Source organism: Methanoculleus sediminis, from assembly GCF_001017125.1.
GTDB lineage: Archaea > Halobacteriota > Methanomicrobia > Methanomicrobiales > Methanoculleaceae > Methanoculleus > Methanoculleus sediminis.
This window is the reverse complement of the sequence record NZ_JXOJ01000001.1, coordinates 65,742-92,481: the sequence shown is the minus strand read 5'-3', so window position 1 is coordinate 92,481 and position 26,740 is coordinate 65,742. Positions and strand designations below refer to the sequence as shown.

Below are 26,740 nucleotides of genomic sequence, written 5' to 3'. Positions count from 1 at the left end.
ACCGAAGGTGCGAATGCCGACCGGCGGGAGGTTGAGCACCGAAGGTGCGAATGCCGACAGTTCGTTACGCGAAAGGAAGAATAACGGTTTTCAGATAAGAAAAAACGGAGAGATAGAGGCTCCGCCCCATTCACCCGAAGATCTTGCGGGACATCTCCAGCGCTTCGATGGCGGGCATCTTTTTCCCGGTCAGAAACTCAATCGCCGCCCCTCCGCCGGTGGAGATATGCGTAAACTCACTCTCGAGGCCGAGCCGCTCGATGGCCGCGCCGGAATGCCCGCCGCCCACCACCGAGAACTCCACGGCAGACGCCGCCCTCAAGAGTTCGAAGGTCCCGACGGCGAACTGCTCCTCCTCGAAGAGCCCCGCCGGCCCGTTCACCACGACCGTTCCCGAGCTCGAGATCGTCTCCGTAAGGCTCTCGATCGAATCGCTCCCGATGTCGAGCACCTGGGCGTCCTCCGGGACGGCGCCCAGGGGGTACTCGACCCGCCCGCTGTCTTCGCGGACGGCGACCGAATGCGGTAGAGAGAGCCGGTCACGGTAAGACTCCAGGAGGGCTTTCGCCTTATCGATCTCCGCCCGGTACCCGAGGTCGTCGATCAGCCGGGCCGACGGCCGCCCGATATCGTGGCCCGCCGCAAGCAAAAAGACGTTTCCCACCACGCCGACGACGATCACACGGTCGGCCGTTCCCCGCTCGAGGACATTCTGCGCGACCGCGATCGAGTCGTCCACCTTCGTCCCGCCGAGCACGAAGGTGACGGGACGCGGGGCGCCGGAAAAGACCCGGGAGAGGTTCGCGACCTCCTTCTCCATCAGGAGGCCGGCCACCGACGGGAGCGCGAGCGGCAGCCCCACGATCGACGGCTGGGACCGGTGCGCCGTACCGAACGCATCGTTGACGTACACATCGGCCATCGACGCCAGCCTCCGGACGAGGAGGGTCTTCTTCGCCTCCTCGGGCTTCAGGGTCAGGTTCTCCTCGGCGGCAAACCGAAGGTTCTCAAGCATCAGGACGTCTCCGCGCTTTGCGCTCCGGATTGCATCCCGGGCGCAACGCCCGAAGATATCCTCCACATACGTCACCGGGCGGCCGAGCAGCCGCTCCAGCTTTGCCGCATGCGCCTCAAGCGTCGTGAAATCCTTCTTGCCGGGCCTGCTCTGGTGCGTGAGGATAACGAGCCGCGCGTCCTCGAGCGCCTGCACCGTCGGCAGGTGTTCCCTGAACCGTTTGTCGTCTAAAATCTGGTTTGAGGAGGGATCGATGGGCGAGTTGAAATCAACCCGCAGCATCACCGTTCCCGTCAACTTCCCAGTATCTGCGAGCGTACCGATCTCCACCGGGTATCACCAGTCTCTCCCTTCAGGTGCTCCGTGCCTTAATCTTTTTCAGGCGGAAGAGCTCCTCACGCTCCATCTCATCGAGCCGCATCTTGATGAAGTCTCTGGCCTCGGAGAGTTCCGGGATCACCTTGAACTCGAGCGCGTTCACGCGCCGCTTGGTGCTCTCGATCTCGTCGAGCAGCCTCTTCATGGTCGTCTCGATCTCGGCGGCCTCGATGATGGCCTCAAGCAGATCCTCGAACGCCTCCGCGGTCTCGTCGATGACGGCGGACGTGCCGAGCATCCCGTAGCCGCGGTCGAGCACGCCTTTCCGGACGGAAGACGCATCGATCTCGGGGACGACGACGCCCATGATGTTTTTGCTTTTAAGGGAGATGGCGGGGGCGTCCGCCGTCGAGAAGGCGGCGGCCTTTACCCCAATCGCGCCCTCTACGGTCTCCGCAAGGGCGATCATCTCCATTGCACGCTCGTAGCGCTCCAGCAGTGCGCCGCGGCTGTCTTTCGCCTGCTGCAGCACCTTGAAGAACTCCAGGATCAGCCCATCGCGCTTCATCTTGAGGATGTTATAGCCGCGCTCCGAGAGCTTGATCCTCCTCTTGATGTTGATCAGCTCTGATCGGGTCGGCTTGATATCTCGCAGCGCCATGGACGTTTACCCCTGTGCCTTCTTCCGGTACTTCGGGTGGTATTTCTGGATCAGTTCGCGGTCGATACGGACGAGCTGCTCTTCGGGCAGCGTCGAGAGGAGTTCCCAGCCAAGGTCGAGCGTCTCCTCGATCGACCGGTCTTCGTAGAGGCCCTGCCTGACGAACCGGTCCTCGAAGAGGTCGGCGAACTCAAGGAACATCCGGTCGCGCTCCGAGAGCGCGTCCTTGCCGACGATGGCCACGAGACCCCGGAGATCGTTACCCTCCGCGTATGCCGCGTAGAGCTGGTCCGAGACCTTCTTGTGGTCCTCGCGGGTATGGCCTTCACCGATACCGAGGTTCATCAGACGCGACAGCGAGGGCAGCACGTTGATCGGCGGGTAGATACCCTTCCGGTGCAGCTCACGGTTGACCACGATCTGGCCTTCGGTGATGTAACCGGTCAGGTCCGGGATCGGGTGGGTGATATCGTCGCCCGGCATCGTCAGGATCGGGATCTGGGTCACCGAGCCCTTGACGCCCTTGATGATACCCGCACGCTCGTAGATGCTCGCAAGGTCGGTATACATGTAGCCGGGGTAACCGCGCCGGCCGGGCACTTCCTCACGGGCCGCGCCGATCTGACGGAGCGCCTCGCAGTAGTTGGTCATATCCGTCAGGATGACCAGCACGTGGTAGCCGAGGTCGAACGCCAGGTACTCGGCTGTGGTGAGCGCGAGACGCGGCGTGATCGTCCGCTCGACGGCCGGGTCGTCTGCAAGGTTCAGGAACACGACCGAGCGCTCGAGAGCGCCGGTCTTCTCGAAGTCGGCCATGAAGTAGTTGGCCTCTTCACGGGTGATACCCATGGCCGCAAAGACCACGGCGAACTCTTCGGTCGAGCCGGGCACCTTTGCCTGGCGGGCGATCTGCAGCGCCACGTCGTTGTGGGGCAGACCCGATGCCGAGAAGATCGGGAGCTTCTGGCCGCGGACAAGGGTGTTCGTCCCGTCGATCGTCGAGATACCCGTCTGGATGAAATCTTCGGGCGAAGAGCGGGCGTAGGGGTTGATGGCCGCACCGGTGATCTCGAGCCTCTTCTCGGGCACGATCTCCGGGCCGCCGTCGATAGGCTTGCCGCCTCCGGAGAGGATACGGCCGAGCATGTCCTTTCCGACCGGCATCTTGATCGTCTCGCCGGTGAACCGGATGCCCGAGTCCCTGCCGATGCCGGCGGTGGTCTCGAAGACCTGGACGACCACGATCTCGTCGCTCGTATCCAGCACCTGGCCGCGCTTGACCGTGCCGTCGGCGGTCACGATGTTGACGAGTTCGCTGTACCCGACCGGCTCCGTCTTCTCGACGAAGACCAGCGGCCCTGCAACCTGTGCAACCGTTCTGTATTCCTTCATGGTCACACCGCCCTCATCGCGTCAAATTCAGCTTCCATATCCTTCATGATCTTCGCAAGCTCGGGCTCGTAGTCCCTGATGAACTTGATCTGCGGAAGCTCGTTCTTGCTCCTGATGCCGATGACCTGCTGCGGGGTCGCCCCACCTGTCTGGGCGGTACGCGCGAGGTCGGCGTAGTGCTTGATCGCCTTCATCATGTCGTACTGCTTGGACATCGGGCAGAACGTGTCCACCGCATCGTAGGCGTTCTGCTGCAGGAAGATCTCGCGGATCATCCTGGCCACCTCGATGGTGACCTGCTCCTCGTCGGGCAGGGCGTCGGAACCGACCAGCTGGACAATCTCCTGGAGTTCGGCCTCTTTCTGGAGGACGCCCATCGCCCACGCCCGAAGCGGGTTCCACTCGGGCGAGACCTCTTTGTCGTACCACTCGTTGAGCGCGTCGAGGTAGAGCGAGTAGGAGTTCAGCCAGTTGATCGCCGGGAAATGCCGGCGCTGCGAGAGTTTCGCGTCCAGTGCCCAGAAGACCTTGACGATACGCAGGGTGTTCTGGGTGACCGGCTCGGAGAAGTCGCCGCCCGGCGGCGAGACCGCGCCGATGACGGAGACGGAACCGCCCTCCCCGTTCAGGGAGATGACACGGCCCGCACGCTCGTAGAACTCCGAGAGGCGTGCCGCAAGGTACGCGGGGTAGCCTTCCTCACCGGGCATCTCCTCGAGACGGCTCGAGATCTCACGCATGGCTTCAGCCCACCGCGAGGTGGAGTCGGCCATCAGCGAGACGTCGTAGCCCATGTCACGGAAGTACTCGGCGATCGTGATGCCCGTATACACGGACGCTTCACGGGCTGCGACAGGCATGTTCGAGGTGTTCGCGATCAGCACCGTCCGCTCCATGAGCGGTTTGCCGGTCTTCGGGTCCTCGAGTTCCGGGAACTCCGTCAGAACCTCGGTCATTTCGTTGCCGCGCTCGCCGCAGCCGATGTAGACGACGATCTCGGCGTCCGACCACTTCGCAAGCTGCTGCTGGGTGACCGTCTTGCCGCTGCCGAACGGGCCGGGGATGGCCGCCGTTCCGCCCTTCGCGATGGGGAAGAGACCGTCCAGGATCCGCTGACCCGTGATCAGCGGGATGTCCGGGTTCAGTTTCTCCTTCGTCGGGCGGGGCACACGGACCGGCCAGCGCTGGAGCATCGCGATCTCGGTGCCGTCCTCGAGGACGCAGACGGTCTCGTCGACCGTGAAACTGCCGCCCGAGATCTTCTTGATCTTGCCGCCCTTCGCTCTGGGGGGGACCATGATCTTATGGACGATGTTCGTCTCCTGGACCGTGCCGATGATATCGCCGGCCTTGACTTCGTCGCCCTGCTTCACCGTGGGCACGAACTCCCACTTCTTCTCGTGCGAGAGGCCGGGAGCCGATACGCCGCGCTCGATGAAGTTGCCCATCTTGTCCACGAGCACCTCGAGCGGCCGCTGGATCCCATCGTAGATACTGGTCAGCAGCCCGGGCCCGAGTTCCACTGCGAGCGAGAGACCGGTGTTTCCCACCGGCTCACCGGGTCTGATGCCGGCGGTATCTTCGTAGACCTGGATGATGATGTTCTCACCCTGGATCTTGATGACCTCCCCCATCAGTTCTTCATTGCCGACCTTCACCACGTCGTACATGTGTGCGTCGAGACCGACAGCAGTGACGACCGGCCCTGAAATTCGTTTCAGGACTCCCTGAGCCCTGTTCTCTTTTCCTTTCTCCATTACTTCCACAGATCAACACCCACCGATCTCTTGATTCTCTCTCTCATCGACAGGCCGCCCTCGTCTCCGCCGATCGCGATCACCGTCGGCTTGACGGAGTTTTCGAGGGAGGTGCGAAGCCGCAGGGGAATCCGCTCCATGTCGCTGCCTTTCAGCACGAGGATGCCGACGTCCTTGTCATCCAGCACCTGGTTGATATGCTCGACCAGCCGTTCGTCGGTCTCGGCCGCGTAGGTCTTTCTGACACCCGCGAGCCTGAAACCGAGGATGAATTCACCGGTACCGACAACTGCGATCTCCATTCTACATCACCAGGTAGCCCTGTAATCGCTCACCGGGAAGGCCGGCTTCCTTGCCCCGGGCAAGGGCGCGAAGATTCGCGACCTCGTATTTCTTCTTCTCCAGGTAGACGAGGATCGGAAGGATCGAAAACGCGTACCGCTTCGACATCCGCTCCATCTGGTCCAGCTGGACCCGGGTCAGCGCAACCTCGATCTCGTGGAGCGCGGTCTTGCCCCGGATCTCCTCAAGCGCGTTCAAGAGCGGGATCATCTTCACCTGTCGCTTCAAGGCGTCGATGAACTCGTCCTGGCTCTCGAGTCCCGAGAGCCGCTGTAACTCGTCCACCGTGAACGAACCGCCACCGATCATCAGTTCCCTGAAATCTTCGCGGACATGTCCGGCCCGCAGCCGGAAGAGGTTCTGGATGTTCCGGATATCGATCTCGAGCTGGATGTACTTGAGGAAGATATCCCCGCCCTTGACTCCCGCCTTCGCGTCCGCGATGAGCCGCGCGTAGTAGCCCTTGTAGAGCTCGTTTTCCAGGTGAGCAAACGACCCGGTCTCCATCGCGCGAGGCAGTTCCCGCTCGATGACGGGGTAGAACCGCTCGCCCTTGAGCGCCTCGGCGACCCGCTCCGGTGACTCTTCCGCGACAAGGCGGTCGAGAACGACCCGATCGAGTCTGCCGGCCGGGACCAGGACCTCCTTGATCTTGCCCGGCTGCAGCTTCTGCATCTTGCCGCGCAGGACGGTGACGACGTTCTGGATATCCCAGCGCCGCAGGTAACTGGCGGTAAAGTGCTTCAGGTCTCCCGGAACCAGTTCCAGGATGCTCTGGTACTCCTTGGCGAGGTTCCAGCTCAGGGCCACCTCGACGAGGTTGATTCCGGAGAAGGAGGTGCCGAGTTCATCGATCTCCGACCGGTAGGTGGTCTCGCCGATGAACCGGGTGATCTCAGGCAGGCTCATATTCAGCATGCGGAGATAATCCTCGCGCGGTATCAGCAGCGATTTACGCACCCGCATGCGGGTGCAGGCGTAAATGTACTGGGCCGATCCGCTACTTACCCCTGCCATTTATGAACCCTCCTCATGTAAACAGAATATCCGACGCATCCTTCAAACCGGATTCCCAGATCTCGTCCAGGAACGTGCGGTAACTGTAATCGATCTGCAGTTCGCCGTCGTTGCTCTCGACGATGATGCCGCCGGGAATGTCGACCGGGGCACCCACAGCGTAACCCGAGAACATCTTCAACTGGGAGAGGATCTCTTCGACAACCGGGGAATCCCGCTCGTTTGCATGGACGACGCCCTTCTTGATCTCCTTTACCGCTCTCTTCAGCAGGGCTGTGAGCGCCTTCTCCTGGAACTCGGCGGGCAGATCACCGACAGCGGCAAGCGAGGCCGAATAGACCTGATCGAGGAGCGTCTTCTGGGCGTTCAGGACCTGCCGCTTGACGACGAGGTTCGCCGCCGAGGCTTCCTGGTTGACGATGTGCGTGGCTGCCCGGTCCGCTTCCTCCTGTGCCGACGCCTTGATCCCGGCGGCGCGAGTCTGTGCGTCCTTCAGGATCTCCTCGACGTCGGTCCGGGTCTCTGCCCGGATCGCCTCGACCTCCTTTCGCCCTTTCTCCCGGATCTCGTTCACTACTGCTTCGAGTCCCATGGTTCACTCCATCAGAACAGAAGCAGCAGTGCAACCACAAGACCGAAGATGACGATGGTTTCCGGAATCACAGTGAAGAGCAGTGCGAGACCAAACATATCCCTGTTCTCTGCGGTTGCACCGACAGCCGCCGCACCGATGCCCATCTCGGCAAGGCCGGTGCCGACGCCGGTGAGACCTACTGCGAGACCTGCGCCGACTGCGCTCATTCCTGCCTGCGATGCCTGGATCATTTCAAGAGTCAGTTCTGCTGTGCCAAAATCTACCATTTTCTTATTCCTCCGTAAATTTGGATTTCATACCGAATGGATTGTACTTTTTGCCTCCACCTTTGTAGAACTTGGTGAAGAACTCAACATAGTGAAGACGAATCGAATGCAGACCGCCGCCGAGGAGGCCAAGTGCCGTGTTCAGCACGTGCCCCATCAGGAAGACGAGAATGCCGACGATGATGAGGATCACACCGACCGGTGTGATTGCTTCAAGCTGGGGCTCTATCATCATCCCGATCGAGATGTAGTTGACCACCATCGCGATCGCGACCGATGAGAGGCCCACCGCCACAAGACGGGCGTACGACAATACGTGGCTGACGATCGTCGGAAGTTCGACGACCTCGAGCGCGTTCTCCTGCGCGATACCGATGACTCCCGCCACCAGCAGGACGACGCCTGCCGCGATGGCCACGGGGAAGCCCGTAAGGTCAGGCATCATCGGGATGGGGAAGAACGACCATATGATGAGGAGTATACCCCACATGACTCCGAGCCAGCCGGCATGGGAGATGACCGCCCTTGTCGCGTGCCTGCCGTGGTAAAGCCTCCGTGCGTTGAGTATGCCGAGAACGCGCCCAAGCGTGATGTGCAGGATACCGATCCAGATCGCAATGATCATCAGTTCGACTACCTGCGGGCCGTGTCCTCCCGCGTGCCCTCCGATATTGAGGTGTCGGGAGAAGACCAGCGGCTCCCACGGGAGCGAGAATCCCAGAAATTCACTGTAGAGTACGCCGAAGACGATACTCGAGATGCTTGCGTAACTGAGCACCTTCAAGAGCGCCCTTCCGCCTTCACCCTTCAGGAACTTGCGTAAGCCAAGACTCAGAGCGAGCAGGACGGCTCCGTAACCCACGTCCCCGAGGATCATACCGAAGAAGATGGGAAACACGATGGCTACCATCAGCGTCGGGTCGATCTCGGAGTAGCGGGGCCGCGCGTAGACGTCCATGAGCATCTGTGTCGGCGAAGCGAACGACGGGTTTTCGTACTCCACCGGGACACTGGTATCTTCTTCGATCTCCAGTTCCTCGATGTATATCCTGCCGTTGGTCGCTTTCTCCAGTGCGTCCAGAATTTTATCCGCCCGGTCCTCGGGCACCCAGCCTTCGGTAATGAAGGTCTCCTCCGTGGTAGCAAACCGCAACGGGGCTTCCGCCCGCTCTACGTCAGCCGTGAGTAGTTCATCGCATGCTACCAGGAAGTCGGTATGCCTCTCCCGGATTCCCGCGATCTTCGCGTTGACCCCGGCGATCTCGTCCTCGATCCGCCGGGCCTCTTCCATGTGGGCCTTCAGGCGGTCGGCCGGCGCCCCGGTCTCCTCCGGGACGGGGATCGCCTGGAACCCGGCATCGAGGAGAGTCCGCTCGACCTGCTCGCGGTGCTCGTTCTGCACCACGACGACGATCATGTTGCCGGCCACCTTGTCGGAGAAGTACTTCTCGTTCGGGACGTCGATCTCGACGTCGTGGGTGATGTGCCCGGTAAAGACGGTAAATCGCGTATATCCGCGATAAAATTCCAGATCAAGGGGAACCGCAGTAAACGGTTCAAGTTCCCTCGCGCGCTGCTCGTGCTCCTTCTGCCGCGTCTCCAGCCTCGAGCGTGAACCGACGAGATCTTCCGCCTCCTTCTGGATAACGGGCAGATCCGTCCGGATCATCTCCCTGACCTTCGACGTGGGGAGCTTCGTTTTGACTTCTACGTTCTCGGGGTCTATCCCGCACGCATTCTCGATTGCCCTGACCTTGATGAGCGCCGAAGCCGCGTCGCTCGCCCCGGAAAGAGGGTGACCGATCGACAGCGCTTCAGACGAACTCTCGGGCACGAAGTCTTCGATATGATAGACGTTGTGCCGGTAGAGTTCTCTGATGATAGTGTCGATCTCACTCTTCGGGGCTGCGATGAGCAACCGGCGCATCCGTTCAGGCCTTAACATGCAGCTGCTCCTTAAACCGTGTAACAATAAAGTCTACAGCTTCTGCAAGGTTCTTGTTCCCGGATGCTTTCAGCGCCTCTGCGCGCGCTTCGCCCTCCCTGACAATCTCCGCGTATCTGTTCTGCGCCTGGGCCCGTGCCTCCGCCAGACGCTGATTCCTGTAATCCTCGGCATCCTTCTGTGCCTTGAGGACCAGGTTTTCAGCCTCCAGCTCGGCATCAGAGAGGCTCTTCTTCCTCTCCGCCTGCGCATCACGGATCATCGCCTGATACTCTTCTTCAGTTTCCCTGATGCTTTTCAGGACATCGGTCTTCATCAAACCCTCCTTCTCACGGCGTATGAATATTTGATGAAATTGGGCATATATTTATTGTTGTTTGTCCGCTGAGGATTTTTCCGCTTCCAGATGCTCTACCTCAACCCCGGGGGGCAGGTTTTCAATCGCGACGCCCCCGGGAACCCCGGCAAGCGAGATCCCGGAGAACTCCGCGGACGAGCAGAGCAGGTGCTGCTCGGGATGGGTTCCGCGCCGGATGTCGCAGGCTAAAAGGATCTCCGGGGCGACGGAGACGACCATCGAGAGCCGCTTCGATCCCGGATGGTCTTTCGGGAGGACGACGAGCGGTAGGTGGTAGCACCGGACCAGCTCGAGCATCATGCGTGCCTGCTCGACGGAACCGCCTTCCGGCATGGAGACGGCGACCAGATCGTCGGGATCGACCGCCTGACAGTACTCGTCGTCCGGGGTCTCGATGCAGAGCGTAAACCGTGAGCAGGCTTTCGCCACGAGCAGAAAAGAGCGTTCTCCCCGGATGAGGAGGGGGTCGCCGCCGAGGGGCACGGTTGTCGCGCCCGCCCCGGCGGGGGAGGCCCCAAAAGCGCCGCCTTCAGAGTTCTTCGACATCTTCGGACTGGCAGCTCGGGCACATCGGCCGCTTTCCAACGCCTTTGAACCGCTCGCCGCATTCTTTGCAGCGGTAATTCTTGCCCTTCACTCGATCGTCATCAAACTCGATATCGACCGGTCCACCGACTGTACACATCTGGCATCACCAGGAGAGAGGAGGAGGGCAGAGGATAAAACCCTATCGTGGCAGCCTTGAAAAACCCGGTTCTGCGGCCCTGAGTGTGTTCGTCTTCTTCCGCATCATCCGCCAGCGCTTGAGAAGGAATGCCGCGACGACGAGGGCGAAGAGCGTGTTGAAGAGTGCCCATATGATCGGGTCTTCAAAGTCCGTCCCGATCAGGTTTCCATGGACGATCGCAAAGAGGAGCACGACGTACATCAGCCCATGCACCCATCGCCAGTACTTCGGGATGTACTTCCGGAGTACCACGCCGGCAAACGCGATGTAGAGGAGGTAGAGTGCGGGCCGGCCTGCTCCCGCCCAGAACCCACTCCAGGATGAAAAAACCGGGATAAATATGGCAGGGTTCATCGCCCCGATGAAGAAGGTTACCGGGTGCAGCGTGGGAAGGAGGAGGCCGACGGCGGCGAAGGTATGGTGCACCGAGAGAAACGATCTCCCGAAGACTTTCATGATCTCCCGGAGGAATGGTGTCAGGATGGCTGCGATGGCGAGGGCAAGGAAACCCCACAGGGCGGCGAGACGTGCTATGACGTTGAACGGATCGGTATACGGTGCGGTCAGCACCACTACGGCAACAAGCGCATACAGGGCCAGGACGACGGCTGCAAGAAGCATGCCCGCCCGGGGCAGAGTCATGGTTCCAGAGAACTCGCGGCAGGGGATAAGGGTTTCGCCCGGATGTCCCCCGGCTCCAGGGTAGACATCTTGCCCGTCGCACTCGAAGATCTTCGGTCTTCTTGGGGGTCTGCCGCTCGCGACGTTCGCGCCAGTCGCAACTCGCACCTTCGGTGCTCTTGCTCCCGCCCTTCAGTCGGTCACGTTTCGCGTGAGGTCGTATCGTTACCCTTACTCCGTCAACTCACGCGAAGACGCGAAGGCGCGAAGTCCAGGCAGGTGTTGATAGTCCTTTTCGCGTTCTTCGCACCTGACGGTGCTCGAGCTCCGGTTCTTACGAACCATCGCACTTCGCGGCTTCGCGTGAGACTATATTAAAAGCATGGCTGGTAGAAGCCCCGGCCATCAAAACGCAAAAAGCGGTCGAAAACCCTTCTCAGATCGCAATCCCCACAAGGTGGAGCAGGACCAGGACCAGGGCGCCCGGCAGCCCTGCGAGGGCGCAGATGAGGACCGTCACCAGGTTGATCTGAATGTCGGGAGCGCCGAACCACGCGAGGACGTTGAAGTAATTCAGGAGCCCGAGCGTGATGAGTCCGGCAATGGCGTTGATGACGAGCGTCATGGCCTTCTTCATGAGATAGTAGAGCGCCGCGGCTATCGCGACCGCGAGAAGGATGGCAAGGATCTCTTCCATCATCTATTTACCAATGATCTGCTGGTTATTTAACCGTATTGATGGAATCGTCAGCCGTCCGACACGCCTTGCGTCATTTCCGAGCCCCCCGATACCCGCGAGCATCTCAAAGACATTCCCGGAGAGCATCGCCGTCCGGATGGGTTCGGTGAGGTCACCCCCCTCAATCCAGAAGGGGTTCGAGATCTCCACCGAGAAGTCGCCGGAGAACGGGTTCGCGGTATGGGCGCCCACGACATCGTGGATCCAGACCGCCCGCTCGTCGCCGGGTTCCTTCATCCGCGGGCCGTCGATAAAGAGGTTGTGGAACCCGATGCCGGGCGGTTCGCCGCCGGAACGGACGGCGCTTCCCGTGCTCCCCTCGCCGTAGCGGTAGCCGGTCTTGAGATCGTAAGCGAACCGACCAAGCACCCCCTGCTCCACGAAGACCAGACGGCGGGTCGGGGTCCCCTCCGCATCCCAGGCGGTGCTCCCGAGACCGGGGGCAAACGGGTCGTCGTAGACGGAGATACGCTCGTCAAAGACCTGGTCGCCGATTTTGTCCGCAAGGAACGACCGGCCGGCCTTCACGTTCCGCCCGGAGAGGGCCGGGAGGAGAACCTGACCGAGGAGGCTTGCAGCCGCAACCGGGGAGAGGACGACGTCGTAGCGTCCGGTCTCGATATCGCGCCCCGACAGAGAGCGTGCGGCGAGCGAGGCGGCCTGTTCGCCGACCGACCGGGCGTCGATTTCGGCAAGGAACGGAGAGGCGTCGAACTCGTAACCCGTGGACCGCTCCCGGATCGCCTCGAGGGAGACCGCCGCCACCGTCCGGTCCATGCCGTAGAAGATGCCGCTCGAGTTCGCGACCGCGAGGTACGACCGGGCAAGGTCCGCACCCCCGCCGACGACCTCCACCGGATGCTCAGCCGCGCCCGAAAGGAGATCGCCGACCATCCTCGCCGCATCCTCCACCGCGACGACGAGATCCCCGTCGGCCGAGGAGGGGGTGCCCGTCAGGTCGGCAGGTTTCGGAAACCCGGCCCACTGCTGCGGGGTGGCGAGCCGACCGCTCGCGAGCGCCGCATCCAGGCATTCCTTCCACCGGTCGGGGTCGCTCGTGGCCGAGAACCCTATCCGCCCGTCCTTGACCGTCCGGACGGCCATGTTCCAGGCTTCCGACTCCTCGGCGTTCCCGAGGATCCCTTTCTTGATCTCGGTGCCGACGCTCAGTCCCCGGGCGTAGAAGACCTCGACCTCGTCCGCCCGGCGTTCTCCTTCCCGGAGAATCCTCTCGATCAGGTCTTCGCCGTTCATTCGCCGCGCCCCCCGATGGTTGCATTCTCGAGCAGGAGATGGGGCGCGCCGTCGCTGACCGGGACGCTCTGCCCGCCTTTCCCGCAGTATCCCGGGCTCATCTTCCGGTCGTCGCCGACCAGAGCAATGTTGTGAAGCGTCGAGAGGATCTCGCCCGAGAGCGAGACGTCCCGGACCATACCGGCCTTCTCGCCGCCCTCGATAAGGTAGCCGTACTCCGCGTTGAACTGGAAGACGCCGCGGCCGGGATCGACCTGGCCGCCCCTTGACCCGATGAGGAGAATGCCGTCCCTGCACTCCTCGAGGATCTCGTCGTAGGCCGCGTCCCCGTTCTCGATGAAGGTGTTGCTCATTCGGACGATCGGCGGCGCCCCGTGCTCCGACCGGGCGTGGCCGGGAACACCGTCTCCCACGGCCGCGAGGGTCTCGCGGTTGTGGAGATAAGAGGAGAGGATGCCGTCGCGGACGATCTCCGTGCGCTCTACCGCCACGCCCTCGGCGTCCACGGGGATGAACCCGAACTCGGGGAGGGAGGGATCGTCGACGATGACGAGCCCCTCGCACCCTATGCGTTCGCCGATCTTCCCGCCAAGGACCGATGCGCCTTCGCGGACGAGGTCGCCCTCGCTCGCGTGGCCGACCGCCTCGTGGGTGAAGACGCCCGCAAGCTCCGGGTCGAGCACCGCCCGTTTCGTACCCCCCTTCGGGAGTTTCGCGTCGAGCAGGGAGACCGCGACCTCGCCCGCCTTCCGGCCGAGATCCTGCTTGTTCCGGAGGTTGAACCCGGTGGTGATGTGGTCGCGTTCGCTCCCCATCTGCATCACGCCGTTCCTGGACGCGATGGCGACGACCGAGAACCCGGACCGGACGGCCTCGTAAGAGTACTCGTTTCCGCTCGAATCCAGGAACCGGACCGAGTCGATCCCCTCGGTGTAGCGCGCCCGGGTGTTTCCCACCCCGGCAACGCGTGCCGCCTCCTCTACCCCGGCAAGCAGCCGGGTCTTCTCCTCAAGATCGACGTCCCGGGGATCTTCTTTGAGAGGGGGAACCGGGAGCACGCCGCGCGGCGCGTCGGCAAGGTCGAGATGATCCTCCGTGACGGCCGCAAGGCGCGATGCCGCCTCGACGAGACTCTCGACCTCGCGTTTCGAATCGATATCGACGTGATCGCGGGTGAGGATGCCCCAGCCTTTCGATCCGAGCACCCGGATCACGGCTTTATCGAAAAATGAGGTGCCCGCGGACTCGACCACACCGTTGTCGATATCGACCAGGGTGATCTCGCCCCGTACGCACCGGATATCGTAGTAGCGCACTTCAGCCATAGGTCATCAGACCGGAGAACGCCCGACGTTCGGGTCGAAGATGCCGGTCGGATTGACCGCCATCTTCCGGAGCTTCGAAATAAACCCTTCGCGGTTCTCGGGCACGAGCGCGTTCTGGAGAACCTCCTTGATGTGGTCGACCGGCAAAATCTCGACCATCTCGCGGTAGCGGTCCTCGATCAGAACGTCGTCTAAGTTCGACCGCGGGATGATCACCGTCTTGATCCCGGCTTTTGCCGCCGCCTCGATCTTGTAGGTGACCCCACCGATGGGGAGGACGTCGCCCCGGACAGAGAGCGAACCGGTCATCGCGACGTCCTGGCGCACCGGAATGTTCTCGATGGCGCTGATCACCGCCGTCGCCACGGTCACGGAGGCGGAGTCGCCCTCCACGCCGCCGTAAGTGCCGATGAACTGGACGTGGATGTCCATCTCCCGGACATCCTTGCCCGTGAACTTCTTGATGAAGGCGCTGACGTTCATGATCGATTCCTTGGCGATATCCTGGAGCATACCGGTCGCAACAACCGTGCCGTCCTCCCCCTGGCGCGGCGTCCACTCGGCCATGACGGGAAGCACCGAACCGGAGTCGCTCCCCATCACCGCAAGCCCGTTCACCCGGCCCACCCGGGTGCCTTCCACGACGGCGAGGTCGTAGTCGCGGCTCCGCCGGATGTACTCGTCGGAGATCTGGTCCTCGATCGAGCGGGAGGCCGACTTCGCGGCGAGGACATGCTTTACCGAGGTGAACTCTGTGCCCTCCTGCCGGGCGAGGTCCCCCGCCACCCGGATGAGTCCGCCCATGTCACGAAGTTTCAGGGTCAGGTGGCCCTTCCGGTTCGAGCGGCGCCGGGCTTCGCGGAGCACCTCGATCATGGCGCTGCGGTCGAAGTGGGGGATCTTCCCGTCGTTCTTGACCTCCTGCGCGATGAACCGGAGGAACTTCTTCCGGTTCTCCTGGGTGTCCTCCATCGTCTCGCGCATGTAGACCTCGTAGCCGTAGCCCCGGATACGCGACCGGAGCGCCGGGTGCATCCCCTGGATGGCGTCGAGGTTGCCTGCCGCGATCATCACGAAGCGGCAGGGAACCGGCTCCGTCCTGACCATCGCGCCGCTCGAACGCTCGCTCTGGCCGGTGATCGGGAAAGTACCCTCCTGAAGCGCGGTCAGCAGGTTCTGCTGGGAGTGGGGGGTGAGGGTGTTGATCTCGTCGATGAAGAGCACGCCCCCGTGCGCCCGGTGGATCGCCCCTCCCTCGACACGGTCGTGGGAAGGCGTCTCGAGCCCGCCGCTCTGGAAGGGGTCGTGCCGGACGTCGCCGAGCAGGGCGCCCGCGTGCGACCCGGTGGCGTCGATAAAGGGCGCCATGGTGTTCGAATCATGGGATATCAGGAGCTTCGGGACCATCGCCTCCTCGCGGGGCATCGAATACTTCAGCGCCATGAAGACGAACGCGGCGGCGATGATGCCCAGCAGCCACTGGTAGGTGATGATCGCATAGCCGATGATACCGATGATGAGGAGCATGACGAGGGTGCTCCGCATCTGGATCTTCTTCCTCGCCTCCACCTTGTGGGCGTTGACGATCTGCTTGCCGCGGCCGGCAGGGACGGTCCTGATGATGGGATTATTGTTATCCTCGGGATTCGGGTAGACCATTATGTCCTGCAGTTCCTCTTTCGGGAGGAGCTCGGCCATCGCCTTCGCCAGCATCGATTTGCCGGTTCCGGGGGTGCCGATCATCATCACATGCCTGCGCTGGACCGCGGCCTTCCGGATCACCTCGACGGCGTGCTCCTGGCCGATGACCTGGTCGATGAGATTCGGGGGCACGTCGATATCCGACGATGCGCTCAGCTCGAGACCGGCAAAGACATCCGTCTCCTCCAGATCGTCATACGTGAGCTCGATGTTGGGAATTTCTGTTGTTGGCGTCGAATCCATCGTCGAGTTTACCTCTTTGCTGCACTGGTACTTATATAATTTATTCATCCTCGTTCAAATACTTTCTAGCAAAGGTGTTCCATGAGAATAATCAGCACGGAGCGGTCCCAGGTTCTCGCAGCCCGCATTGCCGAAAAACTGGGGGCCCCACTGGTCGAGACGAAATTTACGCGGTTCCCTGACGGGGAACTGCATCTAAAGTGCGGAGAACTGGACGACGAGACCCTGATCGTCAGCAGCATCGTGGACAACGATATGTTCATGCAGACCCTTCTCGCGATCGATGCCGCCGATCAATCGAGGAACACGCTGGTGGTCCCGTATCTCGGCTACTCCCGGCAGGACAAACGTTTCTCCCCCGGCGAGCCGATCAGCGCCCGGGCGGTCGCACGGGCTCTCTCGACCGGCATCGAGCGGGTCTACGTCGTCAACATCCACGACCCGGGCGTGCTGGGTCACTTCGGCGTCCCGGCGAAGAACGTCACCATCGCCCCGGCCGTCGGGGGATACATCGGCGACCTGCACCTGAAGAACCCCCTGGTTCTCGCCCCGGACGAGGGCGCGATCGACTTCGCTTCGGATATCGCGGCGGTCGGCGGATGGGACTGCGACCACCTCGAAAAGACCCGGCTCTCGGGCGAGGAGGTCAGGATCGCCCCGAAGACCATCGATGCAGCCGGGCGGGACGCCGTGATCGTGGACGATATCATCTCCACCGGCGGAACCCTCGCGACCGCCGCCTGCATGCTCCGGGAGCAGGGGGCTGCGTCCATCCACGCGGCCTGCGTCCACGGGGTGCTCACGAGCGGCGCCTACACCCGCCTGCGGGCGGCGGGAGTCTCTTCGGTCGTCTCCAGCGACACCTACGAGAACGCCTCAAGCTTCATATCGGCCGCAAGCGCTATCGTCACCGCGATCAGGGAAGATGCTCACCGTTGACGGATCACACCTCGAGGGGGGCGGGCAGATTCTCCGCCTGGCGGTCGCCCTCTCGGCGATCTCCGCCGAACCGGTCACCGTGACGAGGATCCGGGAGAACCGGAAGAACCCCGGGCTTGCCCCCCAGCACATCGCCGCCATCCGGGCGGTCGCCGGAGCCTGCGATGCCGAATGCACGGGCCTCTCGCCGGGAAGCCGGGAGATCGCCTTCACCCCCGGCCGGGTTCGCCGGGCCGATCTGGAGATCGACCCCGGTACCGCCGGGAGCATACCCCTCATCGTCCAGGCGTGGCTCCCGGTCGCCCTCGCCGCCGGTGGAAGCATCACCGTCACGGGCGGGACCGAGGTGCCGTGGAGCCCGACGATTGATTACATAGACTGCGTCTTCGCGCCGGTGCTCCGCCGCGCCGGGGCCTCGATCGATATCGAGGTGCTCGAACGGGGTTACTATCCCCGGGGCGGCGGGCGGGTGCACGTCCGGGTGGAGCCGTCCCGCCCGGGCCCGATCGCGGTCCCGGAGGGGGAGGAGAGTGACTGCGGGATCGTATCCTCGTCGGCCGGCCTTCCCGCGCACGTCGCGGAGCGCCAGGCGGCGGCCGCACGCAACCTTCTGGACCGGGAACTCGATCTTTCCTGCACCGTGGCGCTCGATCCCCGCGAGGACGGGACGAGTGTCGGGAGTTCGGTCACGGTGTGGAGCGGGGCGAAGGGTGCCGTCGCGCTCGGGAGGCGGGGGCTTCCCGCCGAAGAGGTGGGCCGGACGGCGGCACGGGCCCTCGCAGAAGAATTCCGCAGCCCCGGGACCGTCGACGTCCACCTCGCCGACCAGCTCCTCGTGCATCTCGCCTGCCATGGCGGAGAGTACAGCACCCATACCCTCACGATGCATGCAGAGACCGCCTGCTGGCTGCTTGGAACGTTCGGGTACGAGATCCGGTGCCGAAAGGACGATACCGTGAGGTTCTCCGCATGATGCTTGTCCTCGACGCCTCGTTCTTTTTTGCGGAGTTTCCGGTCGAGGGGGCGGCCTGGACCACCCCGTCGGTGGTAGAGGAACTCTCCGACACCCACGCGAAGTGCCGCTTCGAGGTTCTCACGGCCGCGGGACTCCGGGTTCGGGAGCCGCGCGAGGAAGAACTCGCAAGAGTGGATGCGGCCGCACTCCGGACGGGAGATAGCGGGGTGCTCTCCGGAACCGACAGGGATATCCTCGCGCTCGCGCTGGAACTCCCGGCCGTCCTCGTCACCGACGATTTCGCCGTCCAGAACGTCGCCCACCGCCTCGGCATCGAGACCCGGAGCATCAGGCAACGGCCGGCCCGGCCGATCCGGTGGCGGTACCGGTGCACCGGGTGCGGCCGGTACTGGAAGGAGCCGGGAGACTGCCCGATCTGCGGCGCACCAATCAAAAGAAAACTTAAATAATCACCCGGAGATCTTTTCTCCATGTCCGCGCTCGAAGAGCTGATCACGAAGGCAAAGGCGCTCCAGGCAGAAGGGCACACCCCCGGCCAGATCTCCGACGAGCTGGGTCTCTCGATGGAGACGGTCACCTGGCTGCTCACCCAGCAAAAGGGTATGGAAGCCCCGAAAGACGTCCACATCGACTGGGCGGCGGTAGGAAGCCACGGCGTGCTCTTGAACGACATGGCGATGATGATGCTCAAACGCTTCCTCTACCTGGCGGAAGGAAGTGTCATACGTGCCGTCGACGACCTCCCCGACACGGTCGTCGGCATCGCGCCGTCGGGTGCCCCGCTCGCCACCCTCATCGCCGCGGAGGAGGGGCTGAAACTCGCGGTCTACCTCCCGGCGAAGCACAGCCGGAGCGAGGCCCCCACCGGGTCGCTCTCGGGCACCTTCTCCGCGATCGCCGGACAGCGGTGCATCATCGTCGACGACGTCGTCACGACCGGGACGACGCTCTCCGAGACGATAGCATTCCTCCGGCAGCACGGGGCCACGCCGGTGGCGGTCTGGTCGCTCTTCGACAAGCGGGGGGCGAGGGAGATCGACGGGGTCCCGGTCCACTCGCTCTTCGTGATATCGAGGCTCGGGTAAAAACCCGGCACTTTTTTTGATACGACCAGAACCCGCTCCGGCGGGAACGACGAAACGGATCGCAACCCGTTCGGGGGATCCGGGCGCGTAAGGGTGGCTGACGGATGATACATCACCGTCGATGGGCGGGGGCGTCCCGGAAAGGCCGGGCGCCATCGACTAATTTATATAGAACCTCTGAACAAACCTAACGAGCAAAGGAGGATTATACAATGCTTGCTGGACAGCCCATCATTATTTTGCGGGACAACGTTGAGCGCACTCGAGGATTCGAGGCGCAGCGCTCGAACATCATGGCTGCAAAGGCAATCGCGGCCGCCGTTCGGACAACGCTCGGTCCCAGGGGAATGGACAAGATGCTGGTCAGCTCCAGCGGTGACGTGGTGATCACGAACGACGGGGCAACCATCCTGCACGAGATGTCCGTGCAGCATCCCGGCGGCAAGCTGATCGTCGAGGTCGCAGAGACTCAGGACGACGAGGTAGGCGACGGTACCACGACCGCAACCGTGATCGTCGGGTCTCTTATGGAAGAGGCGGAGACGCTGCTCGCACAGGAAGTACACCCCACCATCATCGCGCACGGCTACCAGCTCGGCATGGAGAAGGCACTCGCGATCCTCGAGGAACTGGCCATCTCCGTCAGCGCCGACGACCAGGAGGAACTCATGAAACTCGCCGGAACCGCCATGACCGGCAAGTCCATCGAGGCAATCAAAGACCAGATCTCCGGCATCGTGGTGGACGCGGTGCGTCAGGTCGCAAGCAAAACCGACCGGGGCACCTACGCCGTGGACGAGGACGACATCAAGATCAAGAAGCAGGTCGGCGACTCGATGGACGACGCCGAGCTGATCCGGGGCGTCGTCATCGACAAGAAGCGCGTCTTCGAGCAGATGCCCGACAAGATCACGGGCGCCAGAGTCGCCCTGCTCGCCCAGCCGCTCGAGATCACGAAGACCCAGGTGAAGTCGAAGATCAAGATCACCTCCTCCGACCAGATGAAGGCGTTCTCCGAGCAGGAGCGTGCGTCCCTCCGGAAACTTGCCGAGCAGATCGTTGACGCCGGCGCGAACGTCGTCCTCTGCCAGAAGGGGATCGCTGATGCCGTGCAGTACTACCTCGCGAAGCACGGTGTCTACGCCATAGAAGACGTGAAAGAGGCCGACATGAAGTTCGCCGCGAGAGCGCTCTGCGGCAGCATCGTCAACAAGCCCGAGGAGCTCACCGGGGAGACGCTCGGCCACGCCGAGGCGGCCGAGGAAGTCCCCGACGCCGACCTGACGATCATCTCCGGGTGCGAAAACCCGAAGGCCGTCACGATCCTCCTGCGGGGCACCTCCCAGCTCCTGCTGGACGAACTCGAGCGGGCGGTCTACGACGCGGCCCGGGTCATCCAGGACGCCATCGAGGACGGCAAGTTCGTCGTCGGCGGCGGATCGGTCGAGACCGAACTCCAGCTCCGTATCCGCGACTACGCCGCAACCGTCGGCGGCCGGGCTCAGCTTGCCATCGAAGCGTTTGCGAACGCGTTCGAGGTCATCCCGAGGACGCTCGCGGAGAACTCCGGATTCGACACGATCGACAAGGTCGTCGCTCTCCGGAAAGCCCACGCCGACGGCGCGAAATATGCCGGGCTCAACGTCTACACCGGCGAGGTCGTCGACATGTTTGAGGCCGGGGTCATCGAACCCGAGCGGGTGAAGACCCAGGCGATCAAGAGCGCGACCGAAACGGCCATGCTCCTCGTCCGCGTCGACGACATGATGATCACCCAGGCCGGAAGGCCGGGCGCACAATAAGTCACCCGCGCGAAGAGGCCGGGAAGATCCCGGCTTCTTCCTCCGTTATTTCTTCGTCCTGCGGAACGCTCCGTCCGCGGCAGAATATCAGCGCAGTATCCGGGTTGAGACCGAAGGAGAGGAGGGCGGTCTCGTAGGTGTCGCCCGGCTGCCCGCGGTAGACCAGCACACCGCCGTCCGGGATAAGGGTAAACCGACAGAGCATATCTCGATACTATTATAGTCGAAGAGCCTAAATACTCTAGGCTGATTCTGTGCCGAGGTAGTCTAGTCCGGGAAGGCGGTGGCCTCGAAAGCCACTGGTGTTCGGCACCTCGGGAGTTCAAATCTCCCCCTCGGCGTTTTCAGGTTCCTCATACAGGGCCCGGCACGACCCGGTCTTCGGAACCGTTTCCTGCAAACCCGGCATCGTCGCGGATGCGGGCTGTTCCAGGAGAGAGATATTTATGGTCACGGTGAACCACAGTTGATCCATAGCGTTCGCCGTCCGGGATCATCCCGCACCGGCCGATGGAGATCTCCCGTGTACTGCTGCTTTGACGAACTGGACGATGCTGTCGTCATCCTTGACCGGGATAATACCGTTGTGCGGCTGAACCGATCGTTTTGCGAGACGTTCGGGATCGGCGATGACGCTGCCCGCGGCATGGAGATAGGCGACTTCATCGCCTGCCACCTCGCACCGCTCTTCGAGGAGGAAGACTCTGCCGCCCGGGTGCTCGATGCCCTCCGGCACCGGCGGGAGGTAACGCACGAGACCTGCCGGATGCGAACCTCCGCCGGCGAGGTGCGCCGCTTCTCCTTCTCGCGCCGGGTGATGTCCGGCGAGCCCTACAACGGGGAGGGGCTTGCCCGGTTCCGGGACATCACCCCCGAATGTGACGAGGCGATGCGGTGTGCCTGGCAAACGAGGGGGCAGGTCGGGGCCGAGTCGGTCTTTGCCGCCGTCGGAGAACTGGTGCCCTACGGCCTCTGGATATGCGGGCCGGACGGCAACGTGCTCTATCTCTCCGCCTCGTTCCTCGAACTGGTGGGAAGGACGATCGAGGAGTGCCGGCACGCCGGATGGCTGGACTGCGTCCCGCTCGAGGATGCTGCGGCAGTGCGCTCCGACTGGAGACGGTGCCTCGACACGGGATGCCATTGGGATCGCGAGCTACGGATTCCGGATCTCGACGGGGAATGCCACATCATCCTCTCCCGGGGAGCTCCTGTCCGTGACGAGGACGGGCAGATCGTCCTCTGGGCCGGGATCAACCTCGACATCACCGCGAGAAAACAGGCCGAGCGGCTCACCGCCGTCCGGGCGGCGCAGCAGGCAGCCGTCGCGGACCTCGGCCAGTTCGCTCTTGCAGGGGCCGAGCCTCCCGAACTGATGAACGCCGTGGTCCGGGTGGTGGCGGAGTGTCTGGGAGTCGAGTACGCCAAAGTGCTCCGGTACCTGCCCAGAGAAGATCTCTTCATCCTCGAAGCGGCGGTGGGGTTCGGCGGAGTCCGGATCGGTACCGAGAAAGTGAATGGAGGAACCGATTCTCAGGCGGGATACACCCTTCTCTCCCATGAGCCGGTGATCGTCGAAGACTTCGAGGCCGAGACCCGGTTCCGGGGCCCGGCCCTCCTGCGAGACGAGGGGATCCTGAGCGGCATCAGCGTCATTATCCAGGGTGATGAGGCGCCGTACGGGGTGCTCGGCGCCCATACCCGGACCCTGCGCAGGTTCACCCGGGACGACATCAACTTCGTCCAGGCAGCCGCGAACGTCCTGGCACTGGGATTCAAGCGAAAAGCGGCCGAAGAGGCGCTCGAGGAGAGCGAGGAGAAGTTCCGCGAGATAGCGCAGCGGAGTTTCGACATGATCTACACCTGCTACCACGACAGGGGGATCACCTACATGTCCCCGGCCGTGACCCGCATCCTCGGCTATACCCCCGCCGAACTCATCGGCTGCAAGTGCCGTGACTACGTCACCCCCTTATCGCTCGCCGCATGGGATGAGGGGCAGAAGAAGATGGCGCGAGGCGAATCGGTCGAGGGGCTCGAAGTCGAGTTCCGCCGAAAAGACGGGACGACGGCCTTCGTCGAGCTGAACGAATCCCCGATCGTGGAGAACGGAAAGGTGGTCGGCGTCCAGGCGGTGGGAAGAGACATCACGGAACGGAAGCAGACCGAGCAGCTTAACCGGCAGGCGTTCGAGCAGATCGAACGGAACATCGAGCAGTTCGCCGTCCTCGGCGATCACATACGCCAGCCCCTGCAGGTGATCCTCGGCATGGCCGACCTGGCCGACGATCCAAAGACGTCGGCGGTCATCCACGACCAGGTCGAGCGGATCAACGAATACATCAGGCAGCTGGACCGGGGATGGGTGGAGTCGCGGGAAGTTCGCGCGTTCCTCCGGCGGCACGACCGGGGGTGAGCCCGGCCTACCTGTAGCGCCGGGTAAGCGGTTTCTCCGTGACCTGGCCTATCCCGACGTCGCAGTCCTGTATCGCGCCGTGCCCGGAAAAGACCGAACGGATCTCCTCAAGAATCCGCTCAGCCAGTATCCGCGCGTCGCGCTCCTGGTCGGTGTCCATCTCGATGAACCCGGTCAACTCTATGCGGAACTTTTTCACGGCACGCACCCCCGCCTCCCTGCAAAGCCTGCTTCTTTGTTAGCGGTCCCCGAATTTATGATTGCATTAACGGTTTTTTCCATAGCGTAACCCCGACACTCCTCTCCGGAGAAAAGACGGTTCCGTTCACCGGTCCCGGACTGGCTGCGAACCGGAGCGAGTTTTCGCCCTGAACCGGACCGTGCAACGCGGCTCACAGAACAGGGTTAACGGCGTTAACAGAAAACGATAATGATCCCGGCATACCGGACCCTCATCCCGGATACCGGGACGGTTCCCGGCATCCGGCGGGTTCGTCTCCCAAAACGTTTCTCCGGTGGGAAAGGGCGAGGATCGATTCGAGACACGTCTTGCCGGGAACCCCACGTTGAAGAGGGGGTATTGACACAGGGTAGAACGAGGGATGTGCGATGGCATTTGATCTATCGAAATGCGACTTCTCCCGCTGCAGGGGAGAATGTCTCGTCCGCTGCCCGTACGTATCGTATGGAGAGGTCGACGCAAAGGGCGCCATGAAGTCCCTGATAGAGGGAGAGCGCCACCCGATCCTGAAGGAGTGCATTACCTGTGCAGCATGCAACGATTTCTGCCCTCTGGGCGCCGATCCATGGGATCTCATCGCACGGCGGCAGGAAGAGACGGGCGTTCTCGGCATCCCGGCGGACGCAAAGCCGTCGAGCGACTGGCTGACGAAACCGGCGACGGTCATCCGGAGAGGGAAACAGGGCGGCCCGCTGATCTCGGCCGGCGGGATCTACGAGGTGGTGCCCCAGGCAGAGTTCCTCACGGGGCAGGTGTTTGAGGACGCAACCATCATCGGCGGAGGGCCGTATGCGTGCGGGTTCACCGAGACCCATCTCGGCCGGGCGTCCCGGCCGGTGAAGCACCTCCCGCAGTTCATCGAGAACCTCGCGAAAGCGGCCGAAGAGTTCGGGGTCGACGAGATCGTCTTCACCCACGACGCCTGCTACAACGTGGCGACGACCCTTGCAACGCAGCAGGGGGTAGAGGTGCCGTTCCGGCCGGTCCATATCCTCGAGTACATCCGGAACTGGCTGCGCGACCATCCCGACCGGATCACGAACCCGCTCGGCATCAGCGTCGCGGTGCAGGGCGGCTGCACGACGCGTTACGCCCCGAAAGGCGGGGACCGCGAGGTCTGGTCGGACTGGCTCGCCGATATCTTCGAGATGATCGGCGTTACGTCCGTCGAGGAGAAGCGGGCGTATACGGGAGAAGACCGGCTCTGCTGCGGGTGCGGGATCTTCCACACCCAGCACGAGCGTGCGGTCGAGATCCAGAGCAGAAACATCGGCGATGCCGCACAGGCCGGGGCCGAGCAGCTCGTCTTCATCTGCCCGGCCTGCATCACCGTGATGCGGGCGACCTGCCGGAAGATGGAGCTCCAACCGATCTACGTCACCCAGCTCGTGAAACGGGCGCTGGGTGAGGAACTCGGGCCCGCCGGAACCGCCGCGTTCGGGTATCCGGTAAAGTAGCCAGACGAGGTGAGAAGAATGGTGAAGTTTACGAAGGAGATGAAAGAAGCCCTGCGGGTTCCCGGCAAGGGAGGGAGCCTGATATACCTCTGCACGTCGAGCAGGGACGGCAACCCGAACATCGCCGCGATGCGGTTCGTCGCCACGCACAAGGACGACAAGATCCTGATCGCCGATATGTTCCTCTTGAAGACGAAGGCGAACATCAAGGAGAACCCCGACGTCGCGGTCACGATCTGCCATCCGCTCGATGAGGGGCGGTGGTGGGTCTTCAAAGGCAAGGCCGTGGACATGGAGTACGGGTTCCCGCGCGACTTCGACTGGTACGGCGCAAACGCGACGGATATCCTGAACGAGTGGGGGAACTGGAACAAGTTCGAACCGCCGGACGAGGTGCCGCCCGACATTGTCTTCCCGAAAGCCGTCCAGCGCGGGGTCGTGGTCGTGCACGTCGAGGAGGCCTACTCCATCGAGCCGGGGCACGTGGGAGAGAAGGTTCTAACGGGGTGATCGGGATGACGGTAAACCTTACAGACAGGATGAAGGCCTGGATCGAGGCGATGGGCTGCCACCTCTGCGTCGCGACGCCGGAGGGCGTGCCGTTCGTGGTGCTGGGCCGCTACGCCGAGGTGACGGGCAACGGTGAGGTGGCGTTCGCGCTTGCACAGGACGAAGCAAAGGTGATCGCGCCCGTGCTGTCGGAGAACCCCCGCGTGGCGTTCGGCGTCTCGCGCCAGGGCGGTATCCGCGCTGCATACCAGTTCAAGGGAACCGGAGAACTCCTCCGCTCGGGGCAGGCCTTCGACGCGGTTTCGGGGCGGGCAAGAGAGGAGAAGGGGATAGACACGGCAGCGGTGCTTCTCGTCCGCCTGACCGAACTCTACTGCACGAAGCCCGGGTACGAGGCCGGGCAGAGGCTCGACGGTATGCCGCCGGAGGAACTCGATGCCTGGGAGCGGCAGCGCTGGAAGGATGTGCCGAGGAAGAGGGATTGAGGTCTGATGAGCAGCGACGAAAAAAAGGTGCCCAAGCGGTTCCCCTGGATCATCCCCTTCTCGTGCGAGGGGTGCGGCGACTGTATCGTGGTCTGCCCGACCGGCTCGATCGAGCTCGTGGATCTGGGAAAGAAGATCGACAAGGCCTGGATCACAAGCCCGGAGACCTGCATCGGCTGCGGGAAGTGCGCCGATGCCTGCGTCGTCGGCGCCGTGCAGATGACGTCTTACGTCGAGAAGGCGCTCGAGCGCTACCGCGAGAAGACGACGCCGGAGTGAACCGGGGCCCGGCTCTCTTTTTTAGCGCAGAGGCAATGATGGAGTCGCACGCGAAGACGCGAAGGAGCGTAACTCTCAAACAACCGGATCTTCGCGTTCTTCGCGTCTTCGCGTGAGTTAACAGGTACAGGTAACAATACAGTCTCACGCGAAGTGCGCGAAGCCGCGAAGTGCGACTGGCCGAAGGGTGCGATGTTCCGTAGGAACGGAGCAGGAGCACCGAAGGTGCGGGGCAGGAGCGTGAGCACCGTCAGGTGAGAAGTGCGATGTTCCG

Annotated in this window: 29 protein-coding genes and 1 tRNA gene; 11 read left to right on the top strand and 19 right to left on the bottom strand. The window is 62.8% G+C overall.

Annotated features, from left to right (window positions below):
- Positions 1–130: 130 nt before the first annotated feature.
- The 17 genes from SZ63_RS00480 to lonB form a co-directional block, all read right to left on the bottom strand.
- Entirely contained in the window at positions 131–1,345 is a 1,215-nt protein-coding gene (locus SZ63_RS00480; protein WP_048179481.1) for a phosphoglycerate kinase, read from the bottom strand.
- A gap of 22 nt (positions 1,346–1,367) precedes the next feature.
- Entirely contained in the window at positions 1,368–1,994 is a 627-nt protein-coding gene (locus tag SZ63_RS00475) for a V-type ATP synthase subunit D (protein ID WP_048112408.1), read from the bottom strand.
- A gap of 6 nt (positions 1,995–2,000) precedes the next feature.
- Positions 2,001–3,386 (bottom strand): ATP synthase subunit B, encoded by a 1,386-nt coding sequence (locus SZ63_RS00470; protein ID WP_048179474.1) that lies wholly within the window; start codon positions 3,384–3,386, stop codon positions 2,001–2,003.
- A 2-nt stretch (positions 3,387–3,388) separates the two neighbouring features.
- Positions 3,389–5,143, bottom strand: coding sequence for an ATP synthase subunit A (locus SZ63_RS00465; RefSeq protein WP_048179468.1), 1,755 nt, complete (start codon positions 5,141–5,143; stop codon positions 3,389–3,391).
- Positions 5,143–5,445 (bottom strand): V-type ATP synthase subunit F, encoded by a 303-nt coding sequence (locus SZ63_RS00460; protein ID WP_048179461.1) that lies wholly within the window; start codon positions 5,443–5,445, stop codon positions 5,143–5,145. Before SZ63_RS00460 ends, SZ63_RS00465 begins: the two co-directional genes overlap by 1 nt.
- Before the next feature lies 1 nt (position 5,446).
- Complete coding sequence (locus SZ63_RS00455; RefSeq protein ID WP_048179454.1) at positions 5,447–6,502, bottom strand: V-type ATP synthase subunit C; 1,056 nt, start codon at positions 6,500–6,502, stop codon at positions 5,447–5,449.
- Positions 6,503–6,515: 13 nt separating this feature from the next.
- Positions 6,516–7,094 carry a V-type ATP synthase subunit E family protein gene (locus SZ63_RS00450; protein ID WP_048179449.1) on the bottom strand — a complete coding sequence of 193 codons (579 nt, stop codon included), beginning with the start codon at positions 7,092–7,094 and terminating at the stop codon, positions 6,516–6,518.
- A gap of 11 nt (positions 7,095–7,105) precedes the next feature.
- Positions 7,106–7,363, bottom strand: coding sequence for an ATPase (locus tag SZ63_RS00445; protein WP_048179444.1), 258 nt, complete (start codon positions 7,361–7,363; stop codon positions 7,106–7,108).
- A 4-nt stretch (positions 7,364–7,367) separates the two neighbouring features.
- Entirely contained in the window at positions 7,368–9,308 is a 1,941-nt protein-coding gene (locus SZ63_RS00440; protein ID WP_048179438.1) for a V-type ATP synthase subunit I, read from the bottom strand.
- Positions 9,295–9,624 carry a V-type ATPase subunit subunit G family protein gene (locus SZ63_RS00435; RefSeq protein ID WP_048179434.1) on the bottom strand — a complete coding sequence of 110 codons (330 nt, stop codon included), beginning with the start codon at positions 9,622–9,624 and terminating at the stop codon, positions 9,295–9,297. Before SZ63_RS00435 ends, SZ63_RS00440 begins: the two co-directional genes overlap by 14 nt.
- A 51-nt stretch (positions 9,625–9,675) precedes the next feature.
- Positions 9,676–10,212 (bottom strand): hypothetical protein, encoded by a 537-nt coding sequence (locus SZ63_RS00430; RefSeq protein WP_052959014.1) that lies wholly within the window; start codon positions 10,210–10,212, stop codon positions 9,676–9,678.
- Positions 10,196–10,351 carry a hypothetical protein gene (locus SZ63_RS13055; protein ID WP_169746312.1) on the bottom strand — a complete coding sequence of 52 codons (156 nt, stop codon included), beginning with the start codon at positions 10,349–10,351 and terminating at the stop codon, positions 10,196–10,198. Before SZ63_RS13055 ends, SZ63_RS00430 begins: the two co-directional genes overlap by 17 nt.
- A gap of 42 nt (positions 10,352–10,393) precedes the next feature.
- Positions 10,394–11,035 (bottom strand): hypothetical protein, encoded by a 642-nt coding sequence (locus SZ63_RS00425; RefSeq protein WP_156168319.1) that lies wholly within the window; start codon positions 11,033–11,035, stop codon positions 10,394–10,396.
- A gap of 415 nt (positions 11,036–11,450) precedes the next feature.
- Positions 11,451–11,714 carry a pro-sigmaK processing inhibitor BofA family protein gene (locus SZ63_RS00420; RefSeq protein WP_048179426.1) on the bottom strand — a complete coding sequence of 88 codons (264 nt, stop codon included), beginning with the start codon at positions 11,712–11,714 and terminating at the stop codon, positions 11,451–11,453.
- On the bottom strand, positions 11,715–13,007 hold the full coding sequence (locus tag SZ63_RS00415) for a TldD/PmbA family protein (RefSeq protein WP_048179422.1): 1,293 nt from the start codon (positions 13,005–13,007) through the stop codon (positions 11,715–11,717).
- Positions 13,004–14,332, bottom strand: a complete 1,329-nt coding sequence (locus SZ63_RS00410; protein WP_048179419.1) for a TldD/PmbA family protein — start codon at positions 14,330–14,332, stop codon at positions 13,004–13,006. The genes SZ63_RS00415 and SZ63_RS00410 overlap by 4 nt, the downstream gene beginning before the upstream one ends.
- Before the next feature lie 6 nt (positions 14,333–14,338).
- Entirely contained in the window at positions 14,339–16,276 is a 1,938-nt protein-coding gene (lonB, locus tag SZ63_RS00405; protein ID WP_048179413.1) for an ATP-dependent protease LonB, read from the bottom strand.
- Between the two features lie 81 nt (positions 16,277–16,357).
- Between lonB and SZ63_RS00400 the strand changes: the two genes are divergently transcribed.
- From SZ63_RS00400 to thsA, 5 genes are all read left to right on the top strand, one after another.
- A complete protein-coding gene (locus tag SZ63_RS00400) occupies positions 16,358–17,215 on the top strand; it encodes a ribose-phosphate diphosphokinase (RefSeq protein WP_048179410.1) in 858 nt (285 codons plus the stop codon).
- The gene (rtcA, locus tag SZ63_RS00395) at positions 17,202–18,188 is read left to right on the top strand and encodes an RNA 3'-terminal phosphate cyclase (protein ID WP_048179408.1); all 987 of its coding nucleotides are present in this window, start codon (positions 17,202–17,204) and stop codon (positions 18,186–18,188) included. The genes SZ63_RS00400 and rtcA overlap by 14 nt, the downstream gene beginning before the upstream one ends.
- Positions 18,185–18,640, top strand: coding sequence for an NOB1 family endonuclease (locus tag SZ63_RS00390; RefSeq protein WP_048179405.1), 456 nt, complete (start codon positions 18,185–18,187; stop codon positions 18,638–18,640). Before rtcA ends, SZ63_RS00390 begins: the two co-directional genes overlap by 4 nt.
- A gap of 21 nt (positions 18,641–18,661) precedes the next feature.
- Entirely contained in the window at positions 18,662–19,276 is a 615-nt protein-coding gene (locus SZ63_RS00385) for an orotate phosphoribosyltransferase-like protein (protein ID WP_048179402.1), read from the top strand.
- Positions 19,277–19,488: 212 nt separating this feature from the next.
- Positions 19,489–21,078 carry a thermosome subunit alpha gene (gene thsA, locus SZ63_RS00380; RefSeq protein WP_048179400.1) on the top strand — a complete coding sequence of 530 codons (1,590 nt, stop codon included), beginning with the start codon at positions 19,489–19,491 and terminating at the stop codon, positions 21,076–21,078.
- A gap of 1 nt (position 21,079) precedes the next feature.
- On the opposite strand, the gene SZ63_RS00375 is transcribed toward thsA, so the two are convergent.
- Positions 21,080–21,283: a hypothetical protein gene (locus tag SZ63_RS00375; RefSeq protein ID WP_048179397.1), complete on the bottom strand. Its 204-nt coding sequence runs from the start codon at positions 21,281–21,283 to the stop codon at positions 21,080–21,082.
- Positions 21,284–21,334: 51 nt separating this feature from the next.
- On the opposite strand from SZ63_RS00375, the gene SZ63_RS00370 reads away from it, so the two are divergent.
- Both SZ63_RS00370 and SZ63_RS00365 read left to right on the top strand, forming a co-directional pair.
- A tRNA-Ser gene (locus SZ63_RS00370) sits at positions 21,335–21,419 on the top strand.
- Between the two features lie 182 nt (positions 21,420–21,601).
- On the top strand, positions 21,602–23,494 hold the full coding sequence (locus SZ63_RS00365) for a PAS domain S-box protein (RefSeq protein WP_048179393.1): 1,893 nt from the start codon (positions 21,602–21,604) through the stop codon (positions 23,492–23,494).
- 7 nt (positions 23,495–23,501) lie between these two features.
- On the opposite strand, the gene SZ63_RS00360 is transcribed toward SZ63_RS00365, so the two are convergent.
- Complete coding sequence (locus SZ63_RS00360) at positions 23,502–23,693, bottom strand: hypothetical protein (protein WP_048180692.1); 192 nt, start codon at positions 23,691–23,693, stop codon at positions 23,502–23,504.
- Between the two features lie 410 nt (positions 23,694–24,103).
- Between SZ63_RS00360 and SZ63_RS00355 the strand changes: the two genes are divergently transcribed.
- Genes SZ63_RS00355 through SZ63_RS00340 form a run of 4 tightly spaced genes read left to right on the top strand, consistent with a single transcriptional unit; the run spans position 24,104 to position 26,466 of the window.
- A complete protein-coding gene (locus tag SZ63_RS00355; protein WP_048179390.1) occupies positions 24,104–25,192 on the top strand; it encodes a (Fe-S)-binding protein in 1,089 nt (362 codons plus the stop codon).
- An 18-nt stretch (positions 25,193–25,210) separates the two neighbouring features.
- Entirely contained in the window at positions 25,211–25,702 is a 492-nt protein-coding gene (locus SZ63_RS00350; RefSeq protein WP_048179385.1) for a pyridoxamine 5'-phosphate oxidase family protein, read from the top strand.
- 5 nt (positions 25,703–25,707) lie between these two features.
- Positions 25,708–26,187, top strand: a complete 480-nt coding sequence (locus SZ63_RS00345; protein WP_048180689.1) for a hypothetical protein — start codon at positions 25,708–25,710, stop codon at positions 26,185–26,187.
- 6 nt (positions 26,188–26,193) lie between these two features.
- Positions 26,194–26,466, top strand: a complete 273-nt coding sequence (locus SZ63_RS00340; protein WP_048179382.1) for an NADH-quinone oxidoreductase subunit I — start codon at positions 26,194–26,196, stop codon at positions 26,464–26,466.
- The last annotated feature ends 274 nt before the right edge of the window (positions 26,467–26,740 follow it).